Source organism: Neisseria sp. KEM232, assembly GCF_002237445.1.
GTDB lineage: Bacteria > Pseudomonadota > Gammaproteobacteria > Burkholderiales > Neisseriaceae > Neisseria.
Genome location: NZ_CP022527.1, coordinates 38,463 through 60,030 on the forward strand (window position 1 = coordinate 38,463; position 21,568 = coordinate 60,030).

General features: G+C 61.7%; 21 protein-coding genes and 1 other RNA gene. 10 read left to right on the top strand and 12 right to left on the bottom strand.

The genetic code is table 11. The features are described from left to right. Positions 1-43: 43 nt before the first annotated feature. The 3 genes from rnpB to CGZ77_RS00205 form a co-directional block, all read right to left on the bottom strand. An RNA gene (rnpB, locus tag CGZ77_RS00195) (RNase P RNA component class A) lies at positions 44-407 on the bottom strand. Positions 408-552: 145 nt separating this feature from the next. Further along, the gene (locus CGZ77_RS00200) at positions 553-876 is read right to left on the bottom strand and encodes a hypothetical protein (RefSeq protein WP_009427395.1); all 324 of its coding nucleotides are present in this window, start codon (positions 874-876) and stop codon (positions 553-555) included. Between the two features lie 23 nt (positions 877-899). Next, a complete protein-coding gene (locus CGZ77_RS00205) occupies positions 900-1,340 on the bottom strand; it encodes a surface-adhesin E family protein (protein ID WP_009427394.1) in 441 nt (146 codons plus the stop codon). A 58-nt stretch (positions 1,341-1,398) separates the two neighbouring features. Between CGZ77_RS00205 and recQ the strand changes: the two genes are divergently transcribed. Continuing rightward, positions 1,399-3,744: a DNA helicase RecQ gene (gene recQ, locus CGZ77_RS00210; protein WP_094030813.1), complete on the top strand. Its 2,346-nt coding sequence runs from the start codon at positions 1,399-1,401 to the stop codon at positions 3,742-3,744. Between the two features lie 60 nt (positions 3,745-3,804). Then, complete coding sequence (locus CGZ77_RS00215; protein WP_009427391.1) at positions 3,805-4,293, top strand: DUF456 domain-containing protein; 489 nt, start codon at positions 3,805-3,807, stop codon at positions 4,291-4,293. Between the two features lie 418 nt (positions 4,294-4,711). Here the strand turns inward: CGZ77_RS00215 and CGZ77_RS00220 are convergent, their stop codons facing one another. Beyond that, a complete protein-coding gene (locus tag CGZ77_RS00220; RefSeq protein WP_009427390.1) occupies positions 4,712-5,872 on the bottom strand; it encodes an NnrS family protein in 1,161 nt (386 codons plus the stop codon). 85 nt (positions 5,873-5,957) lie between these two features. Then, positions 5,958-6,326, bottom strand: a complete 369-nt coding sequence (locus CGZ77_RS00225) for a hemerythrin domain-containing protein (protein ID WP_009427389.1) — start codon at positions 6,324-6,326, stop codon at positions 5,958-5,960. Between the two features lie 77 nt (positions 6,327-6,403). Here CGZ77_RS00225 and CGZ77_RS00230 point away from each other — a divergent pair, with 77 nt between their 5' ends. The 8 genes from CGZ77_RS00230 to CGZ77_RS00265 all read left to right on the top strand — a co-directional run bounded on the left by CGZ77_RS00230 (position 6,404) and on the right by CGZ77_RS00265 (position 15,792). Next, on the top strand, positions 6,404-6,853 hold the full coding sequence (locus CGZ77_RS00230; protein WP_009427388.1) for an Rrf2 family transcriptional regulator: 450 nt from the start codon (positions 6,404-6,406) through the stop codon (positions 6,851-6,853). 105 nt (positions 6,854-6,958) lie between these two features. Beyond that, complete coding sequence (hemC, locus tag CGZ77_RS00235; RefSeq protein ID WP_009427387.1) at positions 6,959-7,909, top strand: hydroxymethylbilane synthase; 951 nt, start codon at positions 6,959-6,961, stop codon at positions 7,907-7,909. Between the two features lie 89 nt (positions 7,910-7,998). Further along, positions 7,999-8,769, top strand: coding sequence for a uroporphyrinogen-III synthase (locus CGZ77_RS00240; RefSeq protein WP_232304415.1), 771 nt, complete (start codon positions 7,999-8,001; stop codon positions 8,767-8,769). Then, positions 8,747-10,216: a uroporphyrinogen-III C-methyltransferase gene (locus CGZ77_RS00245; protein ID WP_009427385.1), complete on the top strand. Its 1,470-nt coding sequence runs from the start codon at positions 8,747-8,749 to the stop codon at positions 10,214-10,216. The genes CGZ77_RS00240 and CGZ77_RS00245 overlap by 23 nt, the downstream gene beginning before the upstream one ends. Then, a complete protein-coding gene (locus CGZ77_RS00250; protein WP_009427384.1) occupies positions 10,213-11,430 on the top strand; it encodes a heme biosynthesis HemY N-terminal domain-containing protein in 1,218 nt (405 codons plus the stop codon). The genes CGZ77_RS00245 and CGZ77_RS00250 overlap by 4 nt, the downstream gene beginning before the upstream one ends. 197 nt (positions 11,431-11,627) lie before the next feature. After that, positions 11,628-12,851 carry a sodium/glutamate symporter gene (gltS, locus tag CGZ77_RS00255; RefSeq protein ID WP_009427382.1) on the top strand — a complete coding sequence of 408 codons (1,224 nt, stop codon included), beginning with the start codon at positions 11,628-11,630 and terminating at the stop codon, positions 12,849-12,851. Between the two features lie 145 nt (positions 12,852-12,996). Further along, positions 12,997-14,028 (top strand): lysozyme inhibitor LprI family protein, encoded by a 1,032-nt coding sequence (locus tag CGZ77_RS00260; RefSeq protein ID WP_036496733.1) that lies wholly within the window; start codon positions 12,997-12,999, stop codon positions 14,026-14,028. A 123-nt stretch (positions 14,029-14,151) separates the two neighbouring features. After that, positions 14,152-15,792 carry a CTP synthase gene (locus CGZ77_RS00265; protein ID WP_009427380.1) on the top strand — a complete coding sequence of 547 codons (1,641 nt, stop codon included), beginning with the start codon at positions 14,152-14,154 and terminating at the stop codon, positions 15,790-15,792. A 128-nt stretch (positions 15,793-15,920) separates the two neighbouring features. On the opposite strand, the gene tyrS is transcribed toward CGZ77_RS00265, so the two are convergent. From tyrS to tmk, 7 genes are all read right to left on the bottom strand, one after another. Continuing rightward, positions 15,921-17,219 carry a tyrosine--tRNA ligase gene (gene tyrS, locus CGZ77_RS00270; RefSeq protein ID WP_009427379.1) on the bottom strand — a complete coding sequence of 433 codons (1,299 nt, stop codon included), beginning with the start codon at positions 17,217-17,219 and terminating at the stop codon, positions 15,921-15,923. A gap of 83 nt (positions 17,220-17,302) precedes the next feature. Next, positions 17,303-17,758 carry a hypothetical protein gene (locus CGZ77_RS00275; protein ID WP_009427378.1) on the bottom strand — a complete coding sequence of 152 codons (456 nt, stop codon included), beginning with the start codon at positions 17,756-17,758 and terminating at the stop codon, positions 17,303-17,305. Positions 17,759-17,838: 80 nt separating this feature from the next. Continuing rightward, positions 17,839-18,738, bottom strand: a complete 900-nt coding sequence (locus CGZ77_RS00280; RefSeq protein WP_094030814.1) for a carbohydrate kinase — start codon at positions 18,736-18,738, stop codon at positions 17,839-17,841. A gap of 71 nt (positions 18,739-18,809) precedes the next feature. After that, on the bottom strand, positions 18,810-19,901 hold the full coding sequence (ychF, locus tag CGZ77_RS00285) for a redox-regulated ATPase YchF (RefSeq protein ID WP_009427376.1): 1,092 nt from the start codon (positions 19,899-19,901) through the stop codon (positions 18,810-18,812). Positions 19,902-19,995: 94 nt separating this feature from the next. After that, complete coding sequence (locus tag CGZ77_RS00290) at positions 19,996-20,508, bottom strand: hypothetical protein (protein ID WP_009427375.1); 513 nt, start codon at positions 20,506-20,508, stop codon at positions 19,996-19,998. Between the two features lie 63 nt (positions 20,509-20,571). Beyond that, positions 20,572-20,781 carry a heavy-metal-associated domain-containing protein gene (locus tag CGZ77_RS00295; protein ID WP_009427374.1) on the bottom strand — a complete coding sequence of 70 codons (210 nt, stop codon included), beginning with the start codon at positions 20,779-20,781 and terminating at the stop codon, positions 20,572-20,574. 95 nt (positions 20,782-20,876) lie between these two features. Continuing rightward, positions 20,877-21,500, bottom strand: coding sequence for a dTMP kinase (tmk, locus tag CGZ77_RS00300; RefSeq protein WP_009427373.1), 624 nt, complete (start codon positions 21,498-21,500; stop codon positions 20,877-20,879). Between the last annotated feature and the right edge of the window lie 68 nt (positions 21,501-21,568).

Here is a 21,568-nt window from a genome sequence, read left to right on the forward strand (position 1 = left end):
GGGGAAGGCCGTCTGAAAGGGTTTTCAGACGGCCTGAATGGGGCACGCGGGTCGGACGGTAAGCCGGGTTCTGTCGCGGACAGTCATTCCTCTAGGCGCACCGTTGCCGATACGCTCCAGCAACCTACCCGAACGCTCGGCGGGCCGCGTCAATGCGTTCTGTTTGGTCTTGCTGCGGATGGGGTTTGGCCTGCTGCGCCCTGTTGCCAGGGGCACGGTGCGCTCTTACCGCACCTTTTCACCCTTGCCCGTGCCGCTTTTTCAAGCGGCCGTCGGCGGTTTTGCTTTCTGCTCCACTTTCCGTCGCGTTGCCGCGCCCGGCCGTTAGCCGGCATCCTGCCCTGTGCAGCCCGGACTTTCCTCCCCGTATGCCTTACGCGATACGCGGCGACTGTCTGTCCGACCCGTGTGCGGCGCGGATTATAGCGGAAAAGGAAAAAGGCCGTCTGAAAAGCTGCAAACGCGCTTTCAGACGGCCTTGGTGTCCGGCAAAACGGTTCGGGTGGCGCTAATCGGCGTTTTAACTTCGTTGAAGCGCTGCTTTCAGACGGCCTAACGGCTGCCGTGTACGGCCTGCCAGGCGGCGTTGAGGCGCTCGCCCGCCTGTTGCAGGGCGGCATCGTTGGCGGCCTTGCGCTGCTGCGCTTCGCCAAGCTGCTGCGTGTAGGCTTGGATGTCGGCTTCGGCGGAGGCTTTGCGCTGTTGGGCGGAGACGAGTTTCTGTTGCAGGCCGGAGAGGTTGGCGTCGACGGTGTTTTGTTCCGACAGCGCCTGACGGAAGGCGGCCTGGGCGCTGAGAAGTTCGTCGGCGGGCTCGGCCGACGCGGCGGCGCAGAGGGTGAGTGCGAGGACGGGAAGCAGGAGGCGGATGTTCATTTCATGTTCCTCGAAAATGCGGTTTACGGCGCGCAGACGATTTTGCGCTGTTCGTCGGTAAGCGAATTGGGCGGCACGGCCATCGGGCGGATGTCGATGGCGCTGTAGCTTTCGTCGGAGATGATTTTGCCTTTTTCGTCGTAAAGCGTGGACGCGGTGAGGCGGAAGGTTTTGTTGGTGCAGTGCATTTCCCAAGTGCTGATGGCGGTTTTGTAGGCGGGAACGTTGACAAAGCGCTCGTTTTTCATGTCGACGACGATTTTGCGGTCGCGGAAGGTGACGAGTGCGCCGTTGCGTTTGATGCTGTTTTTATCGACGGCCAGCATCAGGTTGCCGTTGCCCGCCTCGCCCATATTGTGCCAGTCGCCGCCGGCCTGCGGCACGTTGTTCATCGGGCAGCCTGCCAGAAAAAAAGCCGCCAGCGCGGGCAGTGCGGCAAGGCGGAGCGTGCGTTTTGCGTTCATTTGCTATCCTTTCAGACGGCCTTTACAATAACGCGCCCATTATAACGGAAAACGCTTTATGTCCAACCCGCGCGCGCTCGAGATTCTGAACGGTGTGTTCGGCTATCCGGCCTTTCGCGGCAGCCAGGCCGAAATCGTCGACACGCTCGCGGGCGGGCAGAGCCTGCTGGTGCTGATGCCCACGGGCGGCGGCAAATCGCTGTGCTACCAGATTCCCGCGCTGATGCGCGAGGGTGTCGCCATTGTTGTGTCGCCGCTGATTGCGCTGATGAACGACCAGGTCGCCAACCTGCGCGCGGCGGGCGTGCACTGCGCGGCGGTACACAGCGGCACGCCGCCCGACGACGTGCGGCAGATTGCCGAAGACATCGCCCAAGGCCGTCTGAAACTGCTTTATGTGTCGCCCGAACGCCTTGTTACCGAGCGTTTCCTGCGTTTTCTCGACCACACACCCGTCAGCCTGTTCGCCATCGACGAAGCCCACTGCGTCAGCCAGTGGGGACACGACTTCCGCCCCGAATACCGCCGCCTCGGCCTTCTGGCCGAACGCTTCCCCAATATTCCCCGTATCGCCCTCACCGCCACCGCCGACGCCGAAACCCGCGCCGACATCAAACACTATCTCAAACTCGAAAACGCCCGCGAATTCGTCGCCGGTTTCGACCGCCCGAACATCTACTACCAAGTCGTCGAAAAAAACGGCGGCAAAAAACAGCTCCTGCAATTCATCAAACAGCAGCCGCCCGGGCAAAGCGGCATCGTCTACTGCCTGAGCCGCAAAAAAGTCGACGACACCGCCGCCTTCCTCAACGAAAACGGCATCCCCGCCGCCGCCTACCACGCGGGCATGGGCATGGCGCAGCGCGAAGCCGCCCAACACCGCTTCACCCACGAAGACGGCCTCACCATCGTCGCCACCGTCGCCTTCGGCATGGGCATCGACAAACCCGACGTACGCTTCGTCGCCCACCTCGACATGCCGCAGAGCATCGAACACTTCTATCAGGAAAGCGGCCGCGCCGGACGCGACGGCCTGCCCGCGCAAAGCTGGCTGTGCTATGGCCTCAACGACTACGCCCTGCTGCGCGAGCGCATCCAAACCGGCACGGGCGACGACTTCCAAAAACAAATCGAGCTGCAAAAACTCGACGCCATGTTTGCCGTGTGCGAAACCGCCGCCTGCCGCCGCGCCGCCCTCCTGCGCCACTTCGGCGAAACCATTGAACCATGCGGCCACTGCGACAACTGCCTGCACCCGCCCGTGCGCTTCGACGCCACCGAAAACGTGCGCAAACTCCTCAGCTGCGTCTACCGCGCCGGACAACGCTTCTCCTCCGGCTACATCATCAACATCCTGCGCGGCAAAGCCGACCAATGGATACGCGACAACCGCCACGACACCCTCTCCACCTACGGCATCGGCGCCGATTTGTCCGACAAAGAATGGCGCGGCATCATCCGCCAGTGCATCGGCCTGTGCTACCTCGAAACCGACGCGCAAAACTACCACGCCCTGCGCCTCACCGAAGCCGCCGTGCCCGTGCTCAAAGGCAGCGAAACCGTCATGCTGCGCCCGCTCAAACGCGACAAAGCCGCCACCCGCAGCCCGCAGGACACCTGGCTGCGCACCGAGCGCGAAGAACGCCTGTGGCAGGCGCTGCGCCACTGGCGGCTCGAACGCGCCCGCGCCGAAGAAGTGCCCGCCTACGTCGTCTGCGGCGACAAAACCCTGCGCGATTTGGTGGAAAAACAACCGCAAAGCCGCGCCGCCCTGCACGACATCTACGGCCTGGGCGCGGCCAAAATCGACAAATACGGCGACGAAATCCTCGCCGTCACCGCCGCCGCGCAGGAGAACGGCAGGCCGTCTGAAACAAACTTTGCCGCCGAGCCGCCCGCCCTTTCAGACGGCCTTAACGACACAGACGGCAACCCCCGCGCCGCCGAACTGGCCGCCGCCCTGCGCCAATGGCGCCGGCGTCAGGCCGAAAGCGAAAACACCGCCCTGCACACCGTCTGCCCCGACGACAGCATAGACGACCTGTCGCGCAACCCGCCCGCCGAAACCATCGACCTCGCCGCCGTTTACGGCCTCGGCAAAGTGCGCACCGAACGCTACGGCGCCGACATCCTCGCCCTCTGCCGCCCCTTTTCAGACGGCCTCCCGCCCGAGGCCGAACGCCGCCGCAAGCTCGCCCGCCGCCTGACACAATGGTGCGCCGCCACTGCCGCCGCCGAAGGCGAGGAAGACTTCCGCATCCTCAGCAAAATCGCCCTGCGCGCCATCGCCGCCAAACAGCCGCAAACCCTAGACGACCTGGCCGCCATCCACGGCATGGGCGCAGAAAAAACCGCCCGCTACGGCAGCGAAATCCTGCAAATCTGCCGCGAAGAGGCCGTCTGAAACCCTTGTTTGAGGCCGTCTGAAACCGTTTCAGACGGCCTCCCGCCCGAAAGGACACCCATGACCGTTTTTCTGATTATCCTCGGCATCGCCGCCCTGATTGCCGGCCTGTTCGGCACGGTTTATCCCGCGCTGCCCGGCCTGATACTGATGTTTGCGGGCGCGTGGCTGCTCGGTTATGCCGACGGCTACCAAACGATAGGCGGCGGCACGATTACCGCCGTCGGCATCCTCGCCGCCATCGGCACGGCCACCGACTACGTCGCGGGCGTGCTCGGCGCCAAATTCACCGGCGCGAGCCGCGAAGCGCTGTGGGGCTCGTTTTTCGGCGGTATCGCCGGAGCTTTCTTCGGCATCCCCGGCCTGCTGCTCGGCCCGCTGCTCGGCGCGGCCGCAGGCGAATTCGCCGCCCGCCGCGAAGCTTTGCGCGCGGGAAAAGTCGGCCTCGGCGCCTTCGTCGGCTTTATTGTCGGCACGGCCGCCAAAATCGGCTGCGCCGCCGCCATCGTGCTGACACTGCTGGGCGTGTGGCTCTACGGCCTGTTTTGAGAACCTGTTTTATAGGCCGTTTGAAAAGACAAGAGGCCGTCTGAATCCCCGTTTTCAGACGGCCTTTCGGCTTTTCAGGATGATTTTGAGGCCGTTCCCGCTTGAGCAGGAATGACGTTTCTGAAATCTGTCGGGACAACAGCATTCCCTCCACTGCGCCCGCGCGGGGAAGGGCTAGGGTGGGGGCTTGCGCCGCTGCGGCAACTTTTGCGGGTAGCGGCGGAAAATGCAGTTCTACGAATCGCCACCTCTCCCCAACCCTCCCCCGCGCGGGCGCAGGGGAGGGAGCTTGGTGTGCTGCGGGATTTTTGGTTTCAGACGGCCTCCCGTTTGTCCCGTTCCGCCAATCTTCCGTGCCGCAACGGCAAAAGGCCGTCTGAATCTTTCAGACGGCCTTTTGTTTCGGCAGTGCGGCGGGTCAGCCGGGTTTGCCGTCGAGGCGGGGGCGCAGCAGCCAGGGGGTGTAGCGCCAGGCGTAGATGAGCAGGGATGCGGCAAAGAGGACGGCGGAGAGGCGCAGGCTGTGTTGGTAGCCGGTTTGGTTGACGTAGAGCATGACGGCGGCGAGGACGCGGACAAGCAGGGCGGCGAGCATCAGCAAGAAGGCCGTGGGCATGGGTTTGGGCGCGGGGTAGAGGTTGCGGCCGGTGTGGCCGAGGGCGGTGCGGGTCATCATGCTGACGGTGAGCATGCCGATGCCGCCGACGGCAACGAAGTGCACGCCCGCGCTCATCAGCTGCGGCTGCCATTGGCCGATGCCCATCACAATCAGTCCGAGGGCGGTGGCGGCGTAGCCTGCGTGCAGCGTCCACAACAGGGGCTCTTTGGCCGTGCCTTTCGCCCACCAGCGCACGGTCTGCACGAGGCCGAGGATGCCGCAGGCGATGCCGCAGAGGGCGGCGACGGGCAGGGCGGCGCGGGCGGTCATCAGTGCGGCCATCAGCATGGGCAGGGCGAGGGGGGCGACCAGTGCCCATTGCGGCGAGGCGGGCTGCGGGGTGTTGAGGCGGCGCGAGGTGAAGAAGGCGATGATGCGCGAGCCGATCAGGCCGATAAAGCCGGCGACCATGACGAGTCCGGCAAACAGGTTTTGCTGCAGGTTGGCACTGTTGCCCATGTATAGGGCGGTGTGGAAGGCGGCGACGGTGATGCCCATCAGAACGAGGGCGGCAACGGCGATGTAGTTGCGGCTGCTTTTGGCCGCGAAGACGGATTGTCCCATGTAGTAGGCGGCGAGCCAGTAGAAGGCGGTGCCGCAGAGGCCGGAGAGGAGGGCGGTTTGCGGGATGAAGGAGAAGAGGCGTGCCAGCAGCCAGCAGGAGACAAGCAGAATCAGCCTGCCGCCGCCGACGGGCGGCTGTTTTGTCCAGGTGGCGACGGCGGTGAGCAGGAATGCGACGACCACGCCGCCGGCGTAGCCCCAAATCATTTCGTGGGCGTGCCAGAAGAAGCCGGGCAGGGCGGAAGTGCCTTGGTAGCCGAAGCCCCAGAGGAGGACGGAGATGGCGCCGTAGATGGCGGTGAGGGAGTAGAGCGGGCGGAAGGCCATCGCCCAGACGGGGTGTTTGGAGAAGGTCATGGCGGTGTGTTTTCTTGTGGTTTGGTTTTTCGTGTTTGAGGCCGCCTGAAACGGGTTCAAACCGTTTTTTCAGACGGCCTTTTTGTCATTCTGCGGGCGGCAGCAGGGTTTCGACGGCGGGGAAGAGTTCGCGCTCTTCAAAACGGGCATGATCGCGCAGCAGGGTGGCGAATTTTACGTTCCAGGCGGGGTTGGTGTAGTCGGGGGAAACGTGCATTTCGCGCAATTCGGCGTGTTCGGCTTCGAAGCGGCCGCGCAGGTCGTCGCGGCCGAGTTTGTCCCACAGCGGGGCGAACATGGTTTCTTCGTGGACGAAGTGTTTTTCCAAGTCGATGTAGTGTTCGTTGATGTCGGCGGAATGGTCGGTTTCGGGATGGCGCAGGATGCGCGTGCACAGGGCGAGTGTGTGGTGGTGCTCGTGCGACAGGGGGATGAGGGCAGGGTGGCGTTTCATTGTTTTTGTCCTACGGCTGCGGGCGGTTTGTGTATAATGTTGCACATATTATGAAACTTTAACATTGCGCTGGCAACATGTACCTGACCCAACAAACCGACTACGCGCTGCGCGTTTTGGCCTACGCTGCAGTGAACAACGAAGACCTGGTCAACATCTCCTCCATCGCCGAAGTCTACGGCATCTCCAAAAGCCATCTGATGAAAGTCGTTACCGCCCTCGTAAAAGGCGGTTTTCTTGAAAGCGTGCGCGGCAAAGGCGGCGGCCTGCGGTTGCGGCGGCGCTCCGAGCTCATCCGCATCGGCGACGTTGTCCGCCATATGGAGCCGATGAAGCTGGTCGAATGCATGGGTGCGGGCAACCAGTGCCTGCTCACCTCCTGCTGCCTGCTCACCGCCGTGCTCAACGACGCGGGCAAAGCCTTTCTCGATCATCTCGACAAATTCACCCTCTCCGACCTCATCAACAAGCCCACCTTCGACATGCTCTACACGCCCAAAATCACCCTCGCCGCCGCAAGCGCCTGAGCACAGCGCCGCCGCCCCAAGGCCGTCTGAAAACGCCCCGCCGCTTTTTTTCAGACGGCCTGATTCTGTTAAACTGCGCCGCATTTCCCACAGCAAGGACAACCCGTGAACGCACCCGCAAAACTCGTTATCGCCAGCCGCGAAAGCGCCCTCGCCATGTGGCAGGCCGAACACATCAAAGGCCGTCTGAAAGCCCTCTATCCCGCCTGCGACATCACCATCCTCGGCATGACCACGCGCGGCGACCAAATCCTCGACCGCACCCTGTCCAAAGTCGGCGGCAAAGGGCTTTTCGTCAAAGAACTCGAACAAGCCCTGGCCGACGGCCGCGCCGACTTGGCCGTCCACTCGGTAAAAGACGTGCCCATGGAGCTGCCCGACGGCTTCGCGCTCGCCGCCATCGGCGAGCGCGCCAGCCCTTTCGACGCCCTCGTCTCCAACCGTTACAACAGCCTCGCCGAGCTGCCCGAAGGCGCCGTTGTCGGCACATCCAGCCTGCGCCGCGAAGCCCAGCTGCGTGCCAAATACCCCAAGCTACTTATCAAACCCCTGCGCGGCAACGTGCAGACCCGCCTCGCCAAACTCGACAACGGCGACTACGACGCCATCATCCTCGCCGCCGCCGGACTGCAACGTCTCGGCCTCGACGGCCGCATCCGCGAAATCCTCAGCCCCGCCGACAGCCTGCCCGCCGCAGGACAAGGCGCGCTCGGCATCGAAACCGCCGCGCACCGCACCGACCTTATCTCCGTCCTCGCCCCCCTTAACCATCCCGCCACCGCCGCCTGCGTTACCGCCGAACGCGCCCTGGCACGCGCCCTCGGCGGCAGCTGCCAAATCCCGCTGGCCGCCTACTGCACCGAAGACGACGGCACGCTCACCCTGCGCGGCCTTGTCGGCCACCCCGACGGCTCGGTTATCATCCGAGCTGCCGCCCAAGCCCCCGCCGCTTACGCCGACGCCCTCGGCCGCGCCGTCGCCAAACGCCTGGCCGAACAGGACGCCGAAGCCCTGATCGACGCCGTGCTGGCCGAACAGGCGCAAAAACAGGATTAAACGCCCGCCGAACCCAGCGCCGTCGCCCCGCAGAAACAGGTTTCAGAAACAGGTTCCCGTGTTTCAGACGGCCTCTTTCAGACGGCCTGATGCCCTCTCCCATCCAACCTCCATCCGCCATGAAAACCCTTCTGATCGTCCGCCCGCCCGAACAGGCCGCCGCCGACCTGCAAACCTGCGCCGCCGTGGGCTGGCGCGGCATCGTTGCCGCCCCCTTCCTGATCGAACCCGATGCCGCCGCCCTGCGTGCGCTGCCCGCGCGTTTTCAGACGGCCGCCGCCGTGTTCTGGGTCAGCCCCTCCGCCGTGGCCGCCGCCGCGCCGCATGTGGATTTTTCAGACGGCCGCATCGTGCAGATTGCCGTCGGCGAGGCCAGCCGCAAAGCCCTGCAAACTTATTGCCCGCACCCCGTGCTCGCCCCCGCCGACGGCAGAGACAGCGAAGCCGTGCTGCGGATGGGCGTGTGGGACACCCTGCCGCGCGGCGCAGAAATCCTGATTGTGCGCGGAAATGGCGGGCGCGAATGGCTCGCCGACGGGCTGCGGCGGCGCGGGTTTTCCGTGAGCGCCGCCGAAGTGTATTTCAGACGGCCTGCCGCGATAGATTGGCCTGCCGTGGCCGCCGCCCGGCCCGACGCGGCATGGGTTGCCTCGGGTGAAGCGGTGCGCGGCCTCTTCGCAGGCGTGCCGCCGCCGTTTAGGCAAATGCTGCAATCCTTGCTATACTTCACCCACCACAAACGCGTCGCCGAAGCCCTTTACGCGGCGGGCGCACAGCACATCGCAGTGATCGAATCGCTCGATGCCGACACCTTAAACCGATACACGGAGCAAACCGATGAGCGGACAAGAAACCGATAAAACCCCCGCCGGCAACGGCGCTCAGCCCGAAACCCCGAACACAGCGCTTTTAGACGGCCTAAACGAAAACAGGCCGTCTGAAAGCGCTTCTGCCGCTGCGGGTGCGCAAAACGCCCCTGCCCCCGTCGTTATCCGCCAAAGCGGCGGCCGCGGCCTGGCCGCAGGCGCGCTGGTGCTGGCGCTGCTGGCCGTCGGCGCCAGCGGCTTTTTGTTCGTGCAGGGACAAAACGTGCTGAAAATGCAGGAAATGGCCTTCGCGCAGAAAATCGACCAGGCCGCCGTCGGCGAGAGCGAAAACGCCAAAATCTTGCAGGAAAACAACCGCCGCCAGGCCGAGCTGGCCGCTGCGCTGATGCAGCTTTCAGACGGCCAGAGAGCCGACCGCGAGCGCATCGACAACACCTCCCGCGCCTATCAGGAGCTGCTGCGCAGCCGCGCCGACTGGCTGGTGGACGAAACCGAAGCCACGCTGAACATGGCTTCGCAGCAGCTTCTGCTCTCGGGCAACGTGCCGGTGGCGGTGGCCGTGTTGGAAAACATCGAAAGCCGCCTGAGCCGCTTCGACCAGGCCGACCTGCTGCCGATCAAACAGGCCGTCAGCAGCGATTTGGCGGCGCTGAAAAACCGCCCGTACCTCGACGTTTCGGGCACCGCGCTGCGCCTCGACCGCCTCGAAGCCGCCGTGTCGGGCATGCCGCTGGTGTTGGAAAGCACCTTGCAGCCGGGACGCGCCGAACCCGAACCGCAGGACGACCCGAACGCTTCATGGTGGCGGCGCACATGGGGCAAAACCCTGACCGAGCTGGGCAGGCTGGTGGAAGTGCGCAGGCTCGACAGCAGCGACGCCATGCTGCTCGCGCCCGACCAGGCCTATTTCGTGCGCGAAAACCTGCGCCTGCGCCTACTCGATGCCCGCATCGCCCTGATGCAGCACAACGGCGAAGTGTTCCTGAGCGATTTGAACGCGGCCGAAGCGGCGGTGAAGCAGTATTTCGACAGCCGCTCGCCCGCCACGCAGGCCTGGCTGAAAGAATTGTCCGACCTCAAATCGCTCGATATGCGCCAAGTGTCGAACGAGTCGCTCAAAGCCAGCTTGGCCGCCGTGCGTACCTATCAGGACACCGTGCGCGGCACGGTTGCCGTGCGCTTGGACGATGTCAAAACCGCGCCGCAGGAAGCACCCGCCTCCGCCGTAACGCCGTCTGAAAAAGCCGAAACCGCCGCTTCCGAAGCAGCCGCGCAGCCCGCCTCCGCTCCTGCCGCGCCGTCTGAAAAAGCGCAGGAAGCCAAAACGCAGGAAGCGCCGAAAGCCGACAAGGCGGGAGACAAAGCGGCCGAGAAGTCGTCTGAAAAAACCGCCAAACCGGCCGAGGGCGGCAATAAAGACGCCAAGCCCGCCGCGCCCAAAGCTGCCGAGCCGGCCAAAGCGAAAGGCGGTGCGGCATGAAAGCGCTGCTGTGGTTAATCGTCCTCTTCGCCGCAGGCGTCGCCCTGTCGGTAGCCTCCACCATGTTCGGCGGCAACGTCTATTTCGCCGTCGGCAACACGCTGGCACGCGTCGATTTGAAACTCTTCGTGCCCGCGCTGATTGTGGCCGTGGTGCTGCTTTACATTGTTATCCAGCTTTTGGGCGGCCTGTTTAACGTGCCCGCCCGCCTGCAACGCTTCGGCACCGCGCGCAAAGGCCGCAAAGCGGGCAGCAACCTGAACGCCGCCGGTTTGGCCTATTTCGAGGGCAAATACCAGAAAGCCGAACAGGAAGCCGCCAAAGTCCTCGCCAACAAAGAAGCGGGCGAAAGCCGCTCGCTGGCGCTGATGATTGCCGCCCATGCTGCCGACCGCATGAACGACGCCGCGCTGCGCGACCGCTACCTCCACGAAATCGCCGCGCTGCCCGCTGCCGCCCAGCTTTCGCGCTACCTGATGCTGGCCGAAGACGCGCTCAACCGCCGCGACTACCCCGCCGCCGAAGAAAACCTGGCCGCCGCCGCCAAAATCAGCCCGCGCCTCACCCGCCTGCTGCGTTTGCAGCTGCGTTATGCCTTCGACCACGGCGACGCCGCCGAAGTGCTCGACAAGGTCGGCGATCTGCAAAAGCAAAACGCCGCCAATCCGCACGAAGCGGCGCAGTACCGCGACTGGGCATACCGCCGCCTGCTGGCCGAAGCCTCGGATTCAGACGGCCTCAAACGCGTTTTGAAGCGGATTCCCGACGAAATGAAAAACGGCGCGCTGTGTGCCGCCGTAGCCGAAAAATACGAAAACCTCGGCCTGTATGCCGCCGCCGCCGCATGGGTGGAAAAACACTATCCGCAAAACGGCCGCGCCGACCTGCTGCCGCCTTTCGTGCGCAGCGCTTCATTCCTCGCCGACAAAGACCGTCTCAAAGCGCTCGATGCCGCTGAAGGCTGGCTGAAAACGCGCCAAAAAGACGCCGCCCTCCTGCTCGCCCTCGGCCAACTTGCCGAAAACAGGCAGCTTTGGGGCAAGGCGCAGGGTTATCTGGAAGCCGCCATCGCCGAACATGACAGTCCGCAGGCGCGTTTGGCGCTGGCCAAAGTTTTCGACAAAACGGGCGACGAAGCCGCCGCGCAGGAACAGCGCCTGCGCGCCCTGACGCTGGGCGAACCCGAACTTTCCCTGCCCGCGCCGCAAGGCTGATTGCCAACACACTAAGGCCGCCAAACCGAAAAGGCCGTCTGAAAACCGTCTGCCCCGCAGCCGGCGCCGTTTTCAGACGGCCTTTCCGCATCCCGAGCCTGCCGCCCGAGGCAGCGGTTTTGACAAAGCACCGCGCTTGCCCTTAATATTGCCCGCCTTAACATATTTTAGCTTTACGCAAACGAAGAGGAGCATTTATGCAAGACAACGCATGGGTTTTCAACGGCTATTACACCCTGATTGCCGCCACTATCGTGCTGCTGATCGGCAGACTGATGGTGAAAAAAATCAAATTTCTGCAAGACTTCAACATCCCCGAACCGGTGTCGGGCGGCCTGTTGGCCGCGCTGGTGCTGACCGTGCTCCACTCGGTTTACGGCGTCAGCTTCCAGTTCGACAAATCGCTGCAAACCGCCTTCATGCTGATTTTCTTCACCTCCATCGGCCTGAGCGCCGACTTCTCGCGCCTGAAAGCGGGCGGGGTGCCGCTGGTGGTGTTTACCCTTGTCGTGGGCGCGTTCATCCTTGTGCAGAACGCCGTCGGCGTCGGCCTGGCTTCCGCTTTGGGACAAGACCCGCTGCTCGGCCTGATTGCCGGTTCGATTACGCTTACCGGCGGCCACGGCACGGCGGGCGCGTGGGGGCCGACTTTTGAGCAGAAATTCGGCTTTGTCGGCGCAACCGGCCTGGGCATCGCCGCCGCCACCTTCGGCCTCGTTTTCGGCGGCCTGATCGGCGGCCCCGTTGCCCGCCGCCTGATTAACAAACAGGGCAGGGCGCAGATCGACCGCGATACCGTGCAGGAAGACAACCGTGCCGACGACGTGTTTGAAAACCACGACAAAGTGCGCCTGATTACCGCCGACTCCGCCGTGGAAACGCTGGCGATGTTCGCCGCCTGTCTGGCCTTTGCCGAAATCGTCGACGGCTACGACAAAGAATATTTCTACGACCTGCCGAAATTCGTCTGGTGTCTGTTTGCCGGCGTCGTGCTGCGCAACATCCTGACCATCGGCTTCAAAATGAATATGTTCGACCGCGCCGTAGACGTGTTTGGCAACGCTTCACTGTCGCTGTTCCTCGCCATCGCCCTGTTGGATTTGAAACTGTGGCAGCTGGCAGGCATGGCCGGACCGATGGCTATCATCCTGGCCGTGCAGACCGTAGTGATGATTCTCTACGCCACCTTCGTCACCTACGTCGTGATGGGACGCGATTATGACGCCGCCGTCCTCTCCGCCGGCCACTGCGGCTTCGGTCTCGGGGCAACGCCGACTGCCGTCGCCAATATGCAGTCCATCACCCAAAGCTTCGGCCCCTCGCACAAAGCCTTCCTGATTGTGCCGATGGTGGGCGCCTTCTTCGTCGACCTCATCAACGCCGCCATCCTGACCGGCTTCGTCGAATTCCTGAAGAAATAATCTGTAAAGCGCACGAAAAAGCACCCGCCGCAGCTTAACCTGCACGGGTGCTTTTGCTATGATGCCCCGTCTTTTTCAGACGGCCTCCCGCAGCCAAACGCTTAGGCCGTCTGAAAAACCTCCGTTCCCAAAGAAAGGAATCCGAATGACCGCATCCGTCCGCCCCCTTCTCTCCGCCGCCGCGCTCGTCTGCCTCTTGGCCGCCTGCGGCAAAAAAGAAGAGCCCCAACCTGCCGATTTGGCCTGCGCCGACCCGGCAGTGCTGCAAAACATCCAAAACACCTTGCAGCAGAGCGTGCGCGAGCAGGCGCAGACCTTCGCGCGCAACGACGTGCGCCAGTTTGTCGATGCCGACAAAGTCATCGCCGCCGCCGCGCAAATGACCTTCTCCCTCGATAACCCGCAGCAGGACAACAGCAGCACGCGCCCCTTCTGCCAAGCCGCGCTGAACGTCACCCTGCCCGCCGACAGCCTGAAAACCGCGCATACCAACGCCCCGCTGATTTACGGCGACAAGCCGCTCGACAAAGTCGTCGCCGAACGCATCCTCGGCAGCGGCCTGAATTACAACGGCAGCGGCACGTTCACACAAACCCTCAAATACACCCCCGCCCGCGCCGAAGACGGAACCCTCTCCGTCACCTACGCCGACAACGGCCTGGCCGCTGCCGCCAATGCCCTCTCGGGCGCACTCCTGCCCTACGGCATCAAAAGCCTACTGCTGGTAGACGGCAAAGCCGTTTCGCTCGAAGACGCGCTGAAAATGGCAAAAAGCGGCGGCAAAATCGAAATCGTCGAAGAACCCGCGTCAGAGCCGCAGGCCGCGTCTGCCGCTGCCGACAACGCCGCCCCCGCGCCCGAAGTACTGACCCCGCCGCTGCGTAACGAAGAAGCCGCCAAGCCCGCCGTGTCCGACGACGAAATCGACCGCGCCAAAGGCGACCACCGCGCGGCCGACAGCGAAATCAACGCCCTCTGGCGCAACCTCGATCCCACCGTCCAACAAGGCTTGCAAGACGAGCAGCGCGAATGGATCAACCGCAAAACCGCCAACTGCCGCCGCGCCGCCGCGCAGGCCGACAGCCCCGAACAGGCCGAATACCTGCGCCTGCAATGCGACACCCGCCAAACCCGCGAACGCATCCGCTACCTGCGCGGATACAGCGACAGCGAATAGGAAGGCAGAGGCCGTCTGAAACCCTTTTCAGACGGCCTCACTCCAAATGTCAACAGCCCCGGCGTTATTGCGGCATCAGGCGGGAAACGCTAAAATCGCGCATTCCAACAAAGCGGTATCATCATGACTAAATTCATCTTCGTAACCGGCGGCGTCGTATCTTCACTTGGTAAAGGTATCGCCGCCGCTTCTATTGCCACCATCCTCGAATCGCGCGGCCTGAACGTGACCATGCTCAAGCTCGATCCGTATATCAACGTCGATCCCGGCACCATGAGCCCGTTCCAACACGGCGAAGTGTTCGTAACCGACGACGGCGCGGAAACCGACCTCGACCTAGGCCACTACGAGCGTTTCATCAACGCCACACTCACCCGCCGCAACAGCTTCTCCACCGGCCAGGTGTACGAAAACGTCATCATGAAAGAGCGGCGCGGCGACTATCTGGGCGGCACGGTTCAAGTGATTCCGCACATTACCGACGAAATCAAACGCCGCATCCACGAAGGCGCGGCAGGCTACGACGTGGCCATTGTCGAAATCGGCGGTACTGTGGGCGACATCGAATCGCTGCCCTTCCTCGAAGCTATCCGCCAGATGCGTAGCCAACTCGGCCGCAGCAACACGCTGTTTGTGCATTTGAGCTACGTTCCCTACATCGCCGCCGCAGGCGAAATCAAAACCAAGCCGACGCAGCACTCTGTCAAAGAATTGCGCGAAATCGGCATCCAGCCCGACGTACTCATCTGCCGCATGGACAGAATCCTGCCCGAAGACGAACGTCGCAAAATCGCCCTGTTCTGCAACGTGGAAGAGCGCGCCGTGGTCGGCAGCTACGACGCCGAAAGCATTTACGAAATCCCCGAAATGCTGCACAACCAAGGCATCGACGCAATTATCACCGAGCAGCTTCAGCTCAACGTACAGCAGGCCGATCTGACCGCGTGGAAAAAAATCGTCCACGCCATCAAAAACCCCAAACACACCGTCAAAATCGCCATGGTCGGCAAATATGTAGACTTGACCGAGTCCTACAAATCGCTGATTGAAGCACTCAGACACGCCGGTATCCACACCGAAACCGACGTGCAGATTACCTTTATTGACAGCGAAAGCATCGAAAAAAACAACGGCGACGTATCCGCGCTCAAAGACATAGACGCGATTCTCGTGCCCGGCGGCTTCGGCTCGCGCGGCGTGGAAGGCAAAATCGCCGCCGTGCGTTATGCGCGTGAAAACAACGTTCCCTATCTGGGCATCTGCCTCGGTATGCAGATTGCGCTCATCGAATACGCCCGCGACGTAGCCGGTTTGGCAGGCGCAAACTCCACTGAGTTCGACCTCAAAGCCGCCGCGCCCGTTGTCGCCCTGATTGACGAATGGCAAACCGCCGACGGCAGCGTCGAAACGCGCGACGAATCCGCCGACTTGGGCGGCACCATGCGCTTGGGTGCACAAGATGTCGAACTCAAACCCGGCAGCCTCGCCGCCCGCATCTACGGCTCGGAACACATCCGCGAACGCCACCGCCACCGCTACGAAGTCAACAACAATTACGTTCCGGCTTTGGAAAAAGCCGGTCTGGTTATCGGCGGCGTATCCGTCGGCCGCGAGCGTTTGGTCGAAACCATCGAATTGCCGCAGGGAGAACACCCGTGGTTCTTCGCCTGCCAGTTCCACCCCGAGTTCACCTCCAACCCGCGCAAAGGCCACCCGCTGTTCAGCGCGTTTGTCAAAGCTGCGCTGGAAAACCGCAAACCGTAAGCTGCTTTGATTGAGATAAGGCAAAAGGCCGTCTGAAAACCCAATTTGGAGGTTTCAGACGGCCTTTTTTGTGTCCGTGCAAACACGCGCAATATGTTTTTCAGACGGCCTTTTAACGCATCAGGCTTTTATTTCCACACCAAGAGCGCGTGATTTCGTTTGCCGCGACGGAGGATGGTGTATTTGCCGAAGCGTTTGTGCGCGTCGGTAATCAAATAGGCATCGTCGGGCTTGTCGGCGGGCGGGTTGGGGTTGTTGGCTTCGACGGCCGCGCCGTTGAGCATCACGGCTTTGCTGTTCACAAAACCGCGTGCTTCTTTGTTGGACTGCGCCAAGCCGGTTTTAACCAGCGCTTCGACAACGTTGAGGCCGTCTGAAACTTCAAACGCGGGCAAACCGTCAAGCGCAAGCTGCTCGAAATCGCTTTCTGTGAGGCTGCTTTGGTCTTCGGCAAACAGGCTTTCGGAAATGCGCTGTGCGGCTTTTAGGGCTTCTTCGCCGTGAATCAGGCGGGTCATTTCTTCGGCCAAGATGCGTTGTGCTTCGGGTTTGGTGCCGCTCTCTTTGTCTTTCGCTTCGATGGCATCGATGTCTTCCACGCTCAGGAAAGTAAAGTATTTCAGGAATTTATATACGTCGGCATCGGCCACTTTGAGCCAGAATTGGTAAAACTGGTAGGGCGAGGTTTTTTTCGCGTTCAGCCACACCGCGCCGCCTTCGGTTTTGCCAAACTTGGTACCGTCGGATTTGGTAACCAGCGGCAGGGTCAGGCCGTAAACGGTGGCTTTGTTCAGGCGGCGTGCCAAGTCGATGCCGCCTGTGATGTTGCCCCATTGGTCGGAGCCGCCGATTTGCAGGCGCACGCCGTGGCGTTTGTTCAGCTCGGCAAAATCGTAGCCCTGCAAGAGCGCGTAGGCAAACTCGGTAAACGAAATGCCCGCATCGTCGCGGTCGATGCGCTGCTTCACCGATTCTTTGTTGAGCATGGCGTTGACGGAAAAATGCTTGCCGATGTCGCGCAAAAAATCGAGGCAGTTCATGCCGCCGAACCAGTCGGCGTTGTTGGCCATAATCGCAGCGTTGCCGCCCTCGAAGCTCAAAAACGGCTCAAGCTGTGCGCGGATGCTGGCCACCCAGCCTTTCACCGTTTCGGCGGAATTGAGGCTGCGCTCGGCCGCTTTGAAACTCGGGTCGCCGATCATGCCGGTGGCCCCGCCCACCAAAGCCACGGGCGTATGCCCCGCCTGTTGGAAACGGCGCAAGGCCAACACAGGCAAAAGATGGCCGATGTGCAGGCTGTCGGCGGTGGGGTCGAAACCGCAGTAAAGCGAGATTTTGTTTTCGGTGAGAAACGCGTCGAGCGCGGCGATGTCGGTGGTTTGCGCGATCAGACCGCGCGATTGGAGGTCTTGGATGATGGAGGTCATGGGGTTTCCTTGAATGGGTTTTCAGGTAGCCTTTTGGCTGACGGCAAAAGGCCGTCTGAAAACCAAATTTATCTGATGCCGGCTCAGCCTAAATTTGGTTTTAATTTCAAGCCGAAATAGGGTTCAAGTATCAGATACTCAAATAATTCAAGTTCGTTCTCTGGTACTTCTGTGAATGTGGAATTATGGTTTGGAGTCCACCATTTTTGCTCGCCTTGATAGCTGCCAGATTTTTTTGAAGCCCTAATTAAAGTATAAGGCCGCTCTATCCATCCTTCCGAGTCGCCAAAAAAATTGGCCGGGCCTGTAAACTGGCCTAAAAGATAGATACCTTTGTTGCCATGAGTAAGATAGAAATAATCGCCAATGGGGGCTTTAACAAATTTGTCAGCTTGAGTAACAGCAGAACCACCTTTTGATTTGGTGTTTTTGCTAATCATCACGATATTTTTAGAAATATAGTAAATCAAATCTTCAAAAGAAAAATCTTCTGATCCATGCGACATTTTCCAAAAACTCGGTATAAATTTATTTTCCATAAAATTCAGTCCTTATACATTAAATGAAATACCCAGCTTTCAAACTTTCAGACGGCCTTTTTTCAGGTAGCCTTTGCTTTTCAGACGGCCTGTTGCGCGCCCGAGGGGTGCATCAGTTCTTCCACGTCGGCCAGCGAGAGTTCGGGGGTTGCGCCGTGGTGGGAGGCGGCGAGCGCGCCCCAGGCGCAGGCGCAGGCGAGGGTGTCGGCGGGGCTTGCGCCTTGCAGCAATTTATAGACGAAGCCGGCGAGGAAGTTGTCGCCCGCGCCCACGGTGTCGGCCACTTGCACGCGGTAGCCGTGGTGGGCGTGGGTTTGGCCGTTGCAGTAGTAAATTGCGCCGTGTGCGCCGAGGGTGACGCAGATGTGCGGCGCGCCGACGGCTTGGGCGAGGTAGTGCAGATTTTGTTCGAGGCCGTGGTAGGGCGATCCGAGTTCGGCGGCCAGCTCGTAGAGTTCGTCGTCGTTGAGTTTGACCAGGTCGGAGCGGCGCATCAGTTCGCACACGCGCTCGGGGCGGTAGTGCGGTTTGCGCAGGTTGACATCGAACACTTTGAAGCGGGCGGCATCCAGCAGCGTGTCCAGGGCGGCGCGGGCGGTGCCGTCGCGCGAGGAGAGGCTGCCGAACACCAGTGCGTCGGAGTCGGCGACGTAGGCGAGGGCTTCGGCGGGGACGGCGATTTTGTCCCAGGCGCAGGGATAGACGATGTCGTAGGAGCCGCTGCCGTCGTGGTTGATGGACACTTTGACCAGGCCGGTGGCGTGTTCGGGGTCGGTTTGGATCAGATGGGTGGCGACGTTTTTCGCGGCGATGCGGCGCAGCAGTTCTTCGCCGTCTGCGTCGTCGCCGCGCCTGCTGACGATGGCGCAGTCCGCGCCCAGCGCGCTCAGGCGCACCAAAACATTGAGCGGCGCGCCGCCCAGCACTTTTCCTTCGGGAAAATCGTCCCACAATACTTCGCCGAAACTGCTGATTTTCATGGCGTATATCCTTTTTGGAACTCGTTTTGAGGCCGTCTGAAAAGGTTTTCAGACGGCCTCTGCCTTGCTGTTTACACGTTAAACAAAAAGTGCATCACATCGCCGTCCTGCACCACATATTCCTTGCCTTCCACGCGCATTTTGCCCGCTTCTTTGGCTTTGGCTTCGCCGCCGAGCGCGACGAAATCTTCGTAGGCGATGACTTGGGCGCGGATAAAGCCGCGTTCGAAGTCGGTGTGGATGACGCCGGCGGCTTGCGGGGCGGTGTCGCCTTTGTGGATGGTCCAGGCGCGGACTTCTTTGACGCCGGCGGTGAAGTAGGTTTGCAGGCCCAAGAGGTCGTAACCGGCGCGGATCAGGCGGTTGAGGCCGGGTTCTTCCAAGCCCATTTCGGCGAGGAACTCGGCTTTTTCGTCGTCTTCCAACTCAGCGATTTCGCTCTCCATCGCGGCGCAAACGGCGACGACGGGGGCGTTTTCTTTTTCAGCCAATTCTTTTAGGCGGTCGAGGTGCGGATTGTTTTCAAAACCGTCTTCGGCAACGTTGCCCACATACATGGCAGGCTTGGCAGTCAGCAGAAACAGCGGTTTGAGCATTGCGAGTTCTTCCGCGTCTAAGCCGAAAGAGCGGACGGGTTTGCCTTCGTCCAAATGCGGCAGCAGTTTTTTGCACAGTTCGACCAGTTTTTGCGCGTCTTTGTCGCCTGAGCGGGCGCGTTTTTCTTCGCGGGCGATGGCTTTTTCGACGCTGGCGAGGTCGGCAAGCGCCAATTCGGTGCCGATGGTTTCGATGTCGGCAATCGGATCGACTTTGCCTGCGACGTGGACAATGTTGTCGTCGTCAAAGCAGCGCACGACGTTCACGATGGCGTCGGTTTCGCGGATGTTGGCGAGGAACTGGTTGCCCAAGCCTTCGCCTTTGCTCGCGCCTGCAACCAAGCCGGCAATGTCGACAAATTCGACGATGGCGGGCTGCATTTTTTGCGGATTGACGATTTTCGCCAGCGCGTCCATGCGCGGGTCGGGCACTTCGACGATGCCGACGTTCGGCTCGATGGTGCAGAAAGGATAGTTGGCCGCTTCGATGCCCGACTGGGTCAGCGCGTTAAAGAGGGTGGATTTGCCGACGTTGGGCAGGCCGACGATGCCGCATTTCAAGCTCATGGCTGGGATTCCGTAAAGAAAATTTAACGAGCGATTGTAGCATAAAACGCATTTGAGGCCGTCTGAAAAGGGTTTCAGACGGCCTCAAACAAGGTCAGTACCACGGCGCGCGTTTCACCGTCATGTCGATTTCAAAGCGCCGCGCCTGCGCGTTCCATTTGAGCGGGCGGCTGCATTTTTCGTAGCCGTTGCGTTTTTCTTCTTCGTGCGTCTGGCCGCACAGCGTTCCGGCCACGCCGATATAGGCTTTGGCCTGCCTGCCCGCATAGTCGAGCTTGGAGCCGAACGCGCCGTGGAAAAAGGATTTTTCCGCGCCGCCTTCGGGCAGGCCGATGAAAACGGTGACACCGCCGCCTTTGCGGCTGCCGAAGATGCCGCTGCCGCCGTAGCATTGGAATTCGCCGTCGTCCAGCATGTAGTCGTCGATGCCGTCGCCGTTCAGATCGGCTTTTTCCACGGCGTGGCGGAAGCCGTAGGGACGCCCGCCCGAGAGGCGGCAGACGGAGGCCAGCACGTCGAGTTCGTGCGCCACCGCTTCGGGCAGCGGCGCGGCTTGGGCCAAGAGCGGGGCGGACAGCAGAAAAGCGGCGAAGGCGGTTGTTTTCATGGTTAAAAAAGCGCGGTGGCGGGCTGTGCGGCGATGATATAGGCAAACGGCGTGGGCAGACGTTTACAGCGAAGCGTCGAAGCCGCCGTCTTCCACGGCGGCGGCGAGGGCGGCCGGCTGCGTTATGGCGGGGTCGAAACGCACGGTTGCGCTGCCTGCTTCCAGGCTGACTTCGGCGCTTTCTACGCCGGGCACGCCTTGCAGGATGCGGGTGACGTTTTTCACGCAGCCGCCACAGTTCATGCCGCCGATGGCGAGGGTTACGGTTTCCATGGTTTGCTCCTTTGCGTTTGCGGGTAAGGGTGGGGGACGCGGCACTATAAACCAAATGCGCGGGGGCGGGTCTGACGGCGGTCAAGTCTGCGCTTTCAGACGGCCTTAAAGTGCTGTTGCAGGATGTTTTCGATTTCGGCGCGGACTTGGTTTTTGTCGCGGTTGCTGTCGATAACGCGGTAGCGTTGCGGGTCGGCGGCGGCACGCTCGAGATAGCTTTGGCGCACGCGCGCGAAGAAGGCGGCTTCTTCCTGCTCGAAGCGGTCTTTTTCGCGTGCCTGCGAGACGCGGGCGAAGGAGGTTTCGAGGGGGACGTCGAGGATGAAGATGAGGTCGGGGCGCAGGCTGCCCTGTACCCAGTTTTCGAGAACGGCGATGTCGGCTGCGGGGATGCCGCGCCCGCCGCCCTGATAGGCGAAGGTGGCGTCGGTGAAGCGGTCGGAAACGACGTGGATGCCTTTGGCGAGGGCGGGCAGGATAACGTCGTCGAGGTGCTGGCGGCGGGCGGCGAACATCAGCAGGGTTTCGGTGTGTAGGCCGACTTTTGTTGCGGGGTCGAGCAGGAGGCGGCGCAGCTCTTCGCCCAGCGGCGTGCCGCCGGGTTCGCGGGTGAAGAGGACGGGCAGGTTTCGTTCGGCAAACCAGTTTTCGATGGTGGCCAGGTGGGTGGATTTGCCGGTGCCGTCGATGCCGTCGAGGGTGATGAAGCTGGGTTTCATGGGGTTTTCCTTTGTGTGTTTGGCGGGAGGCCGTCTGAAAACGGGTTTCGGGGCTTTCAGACGGCCTT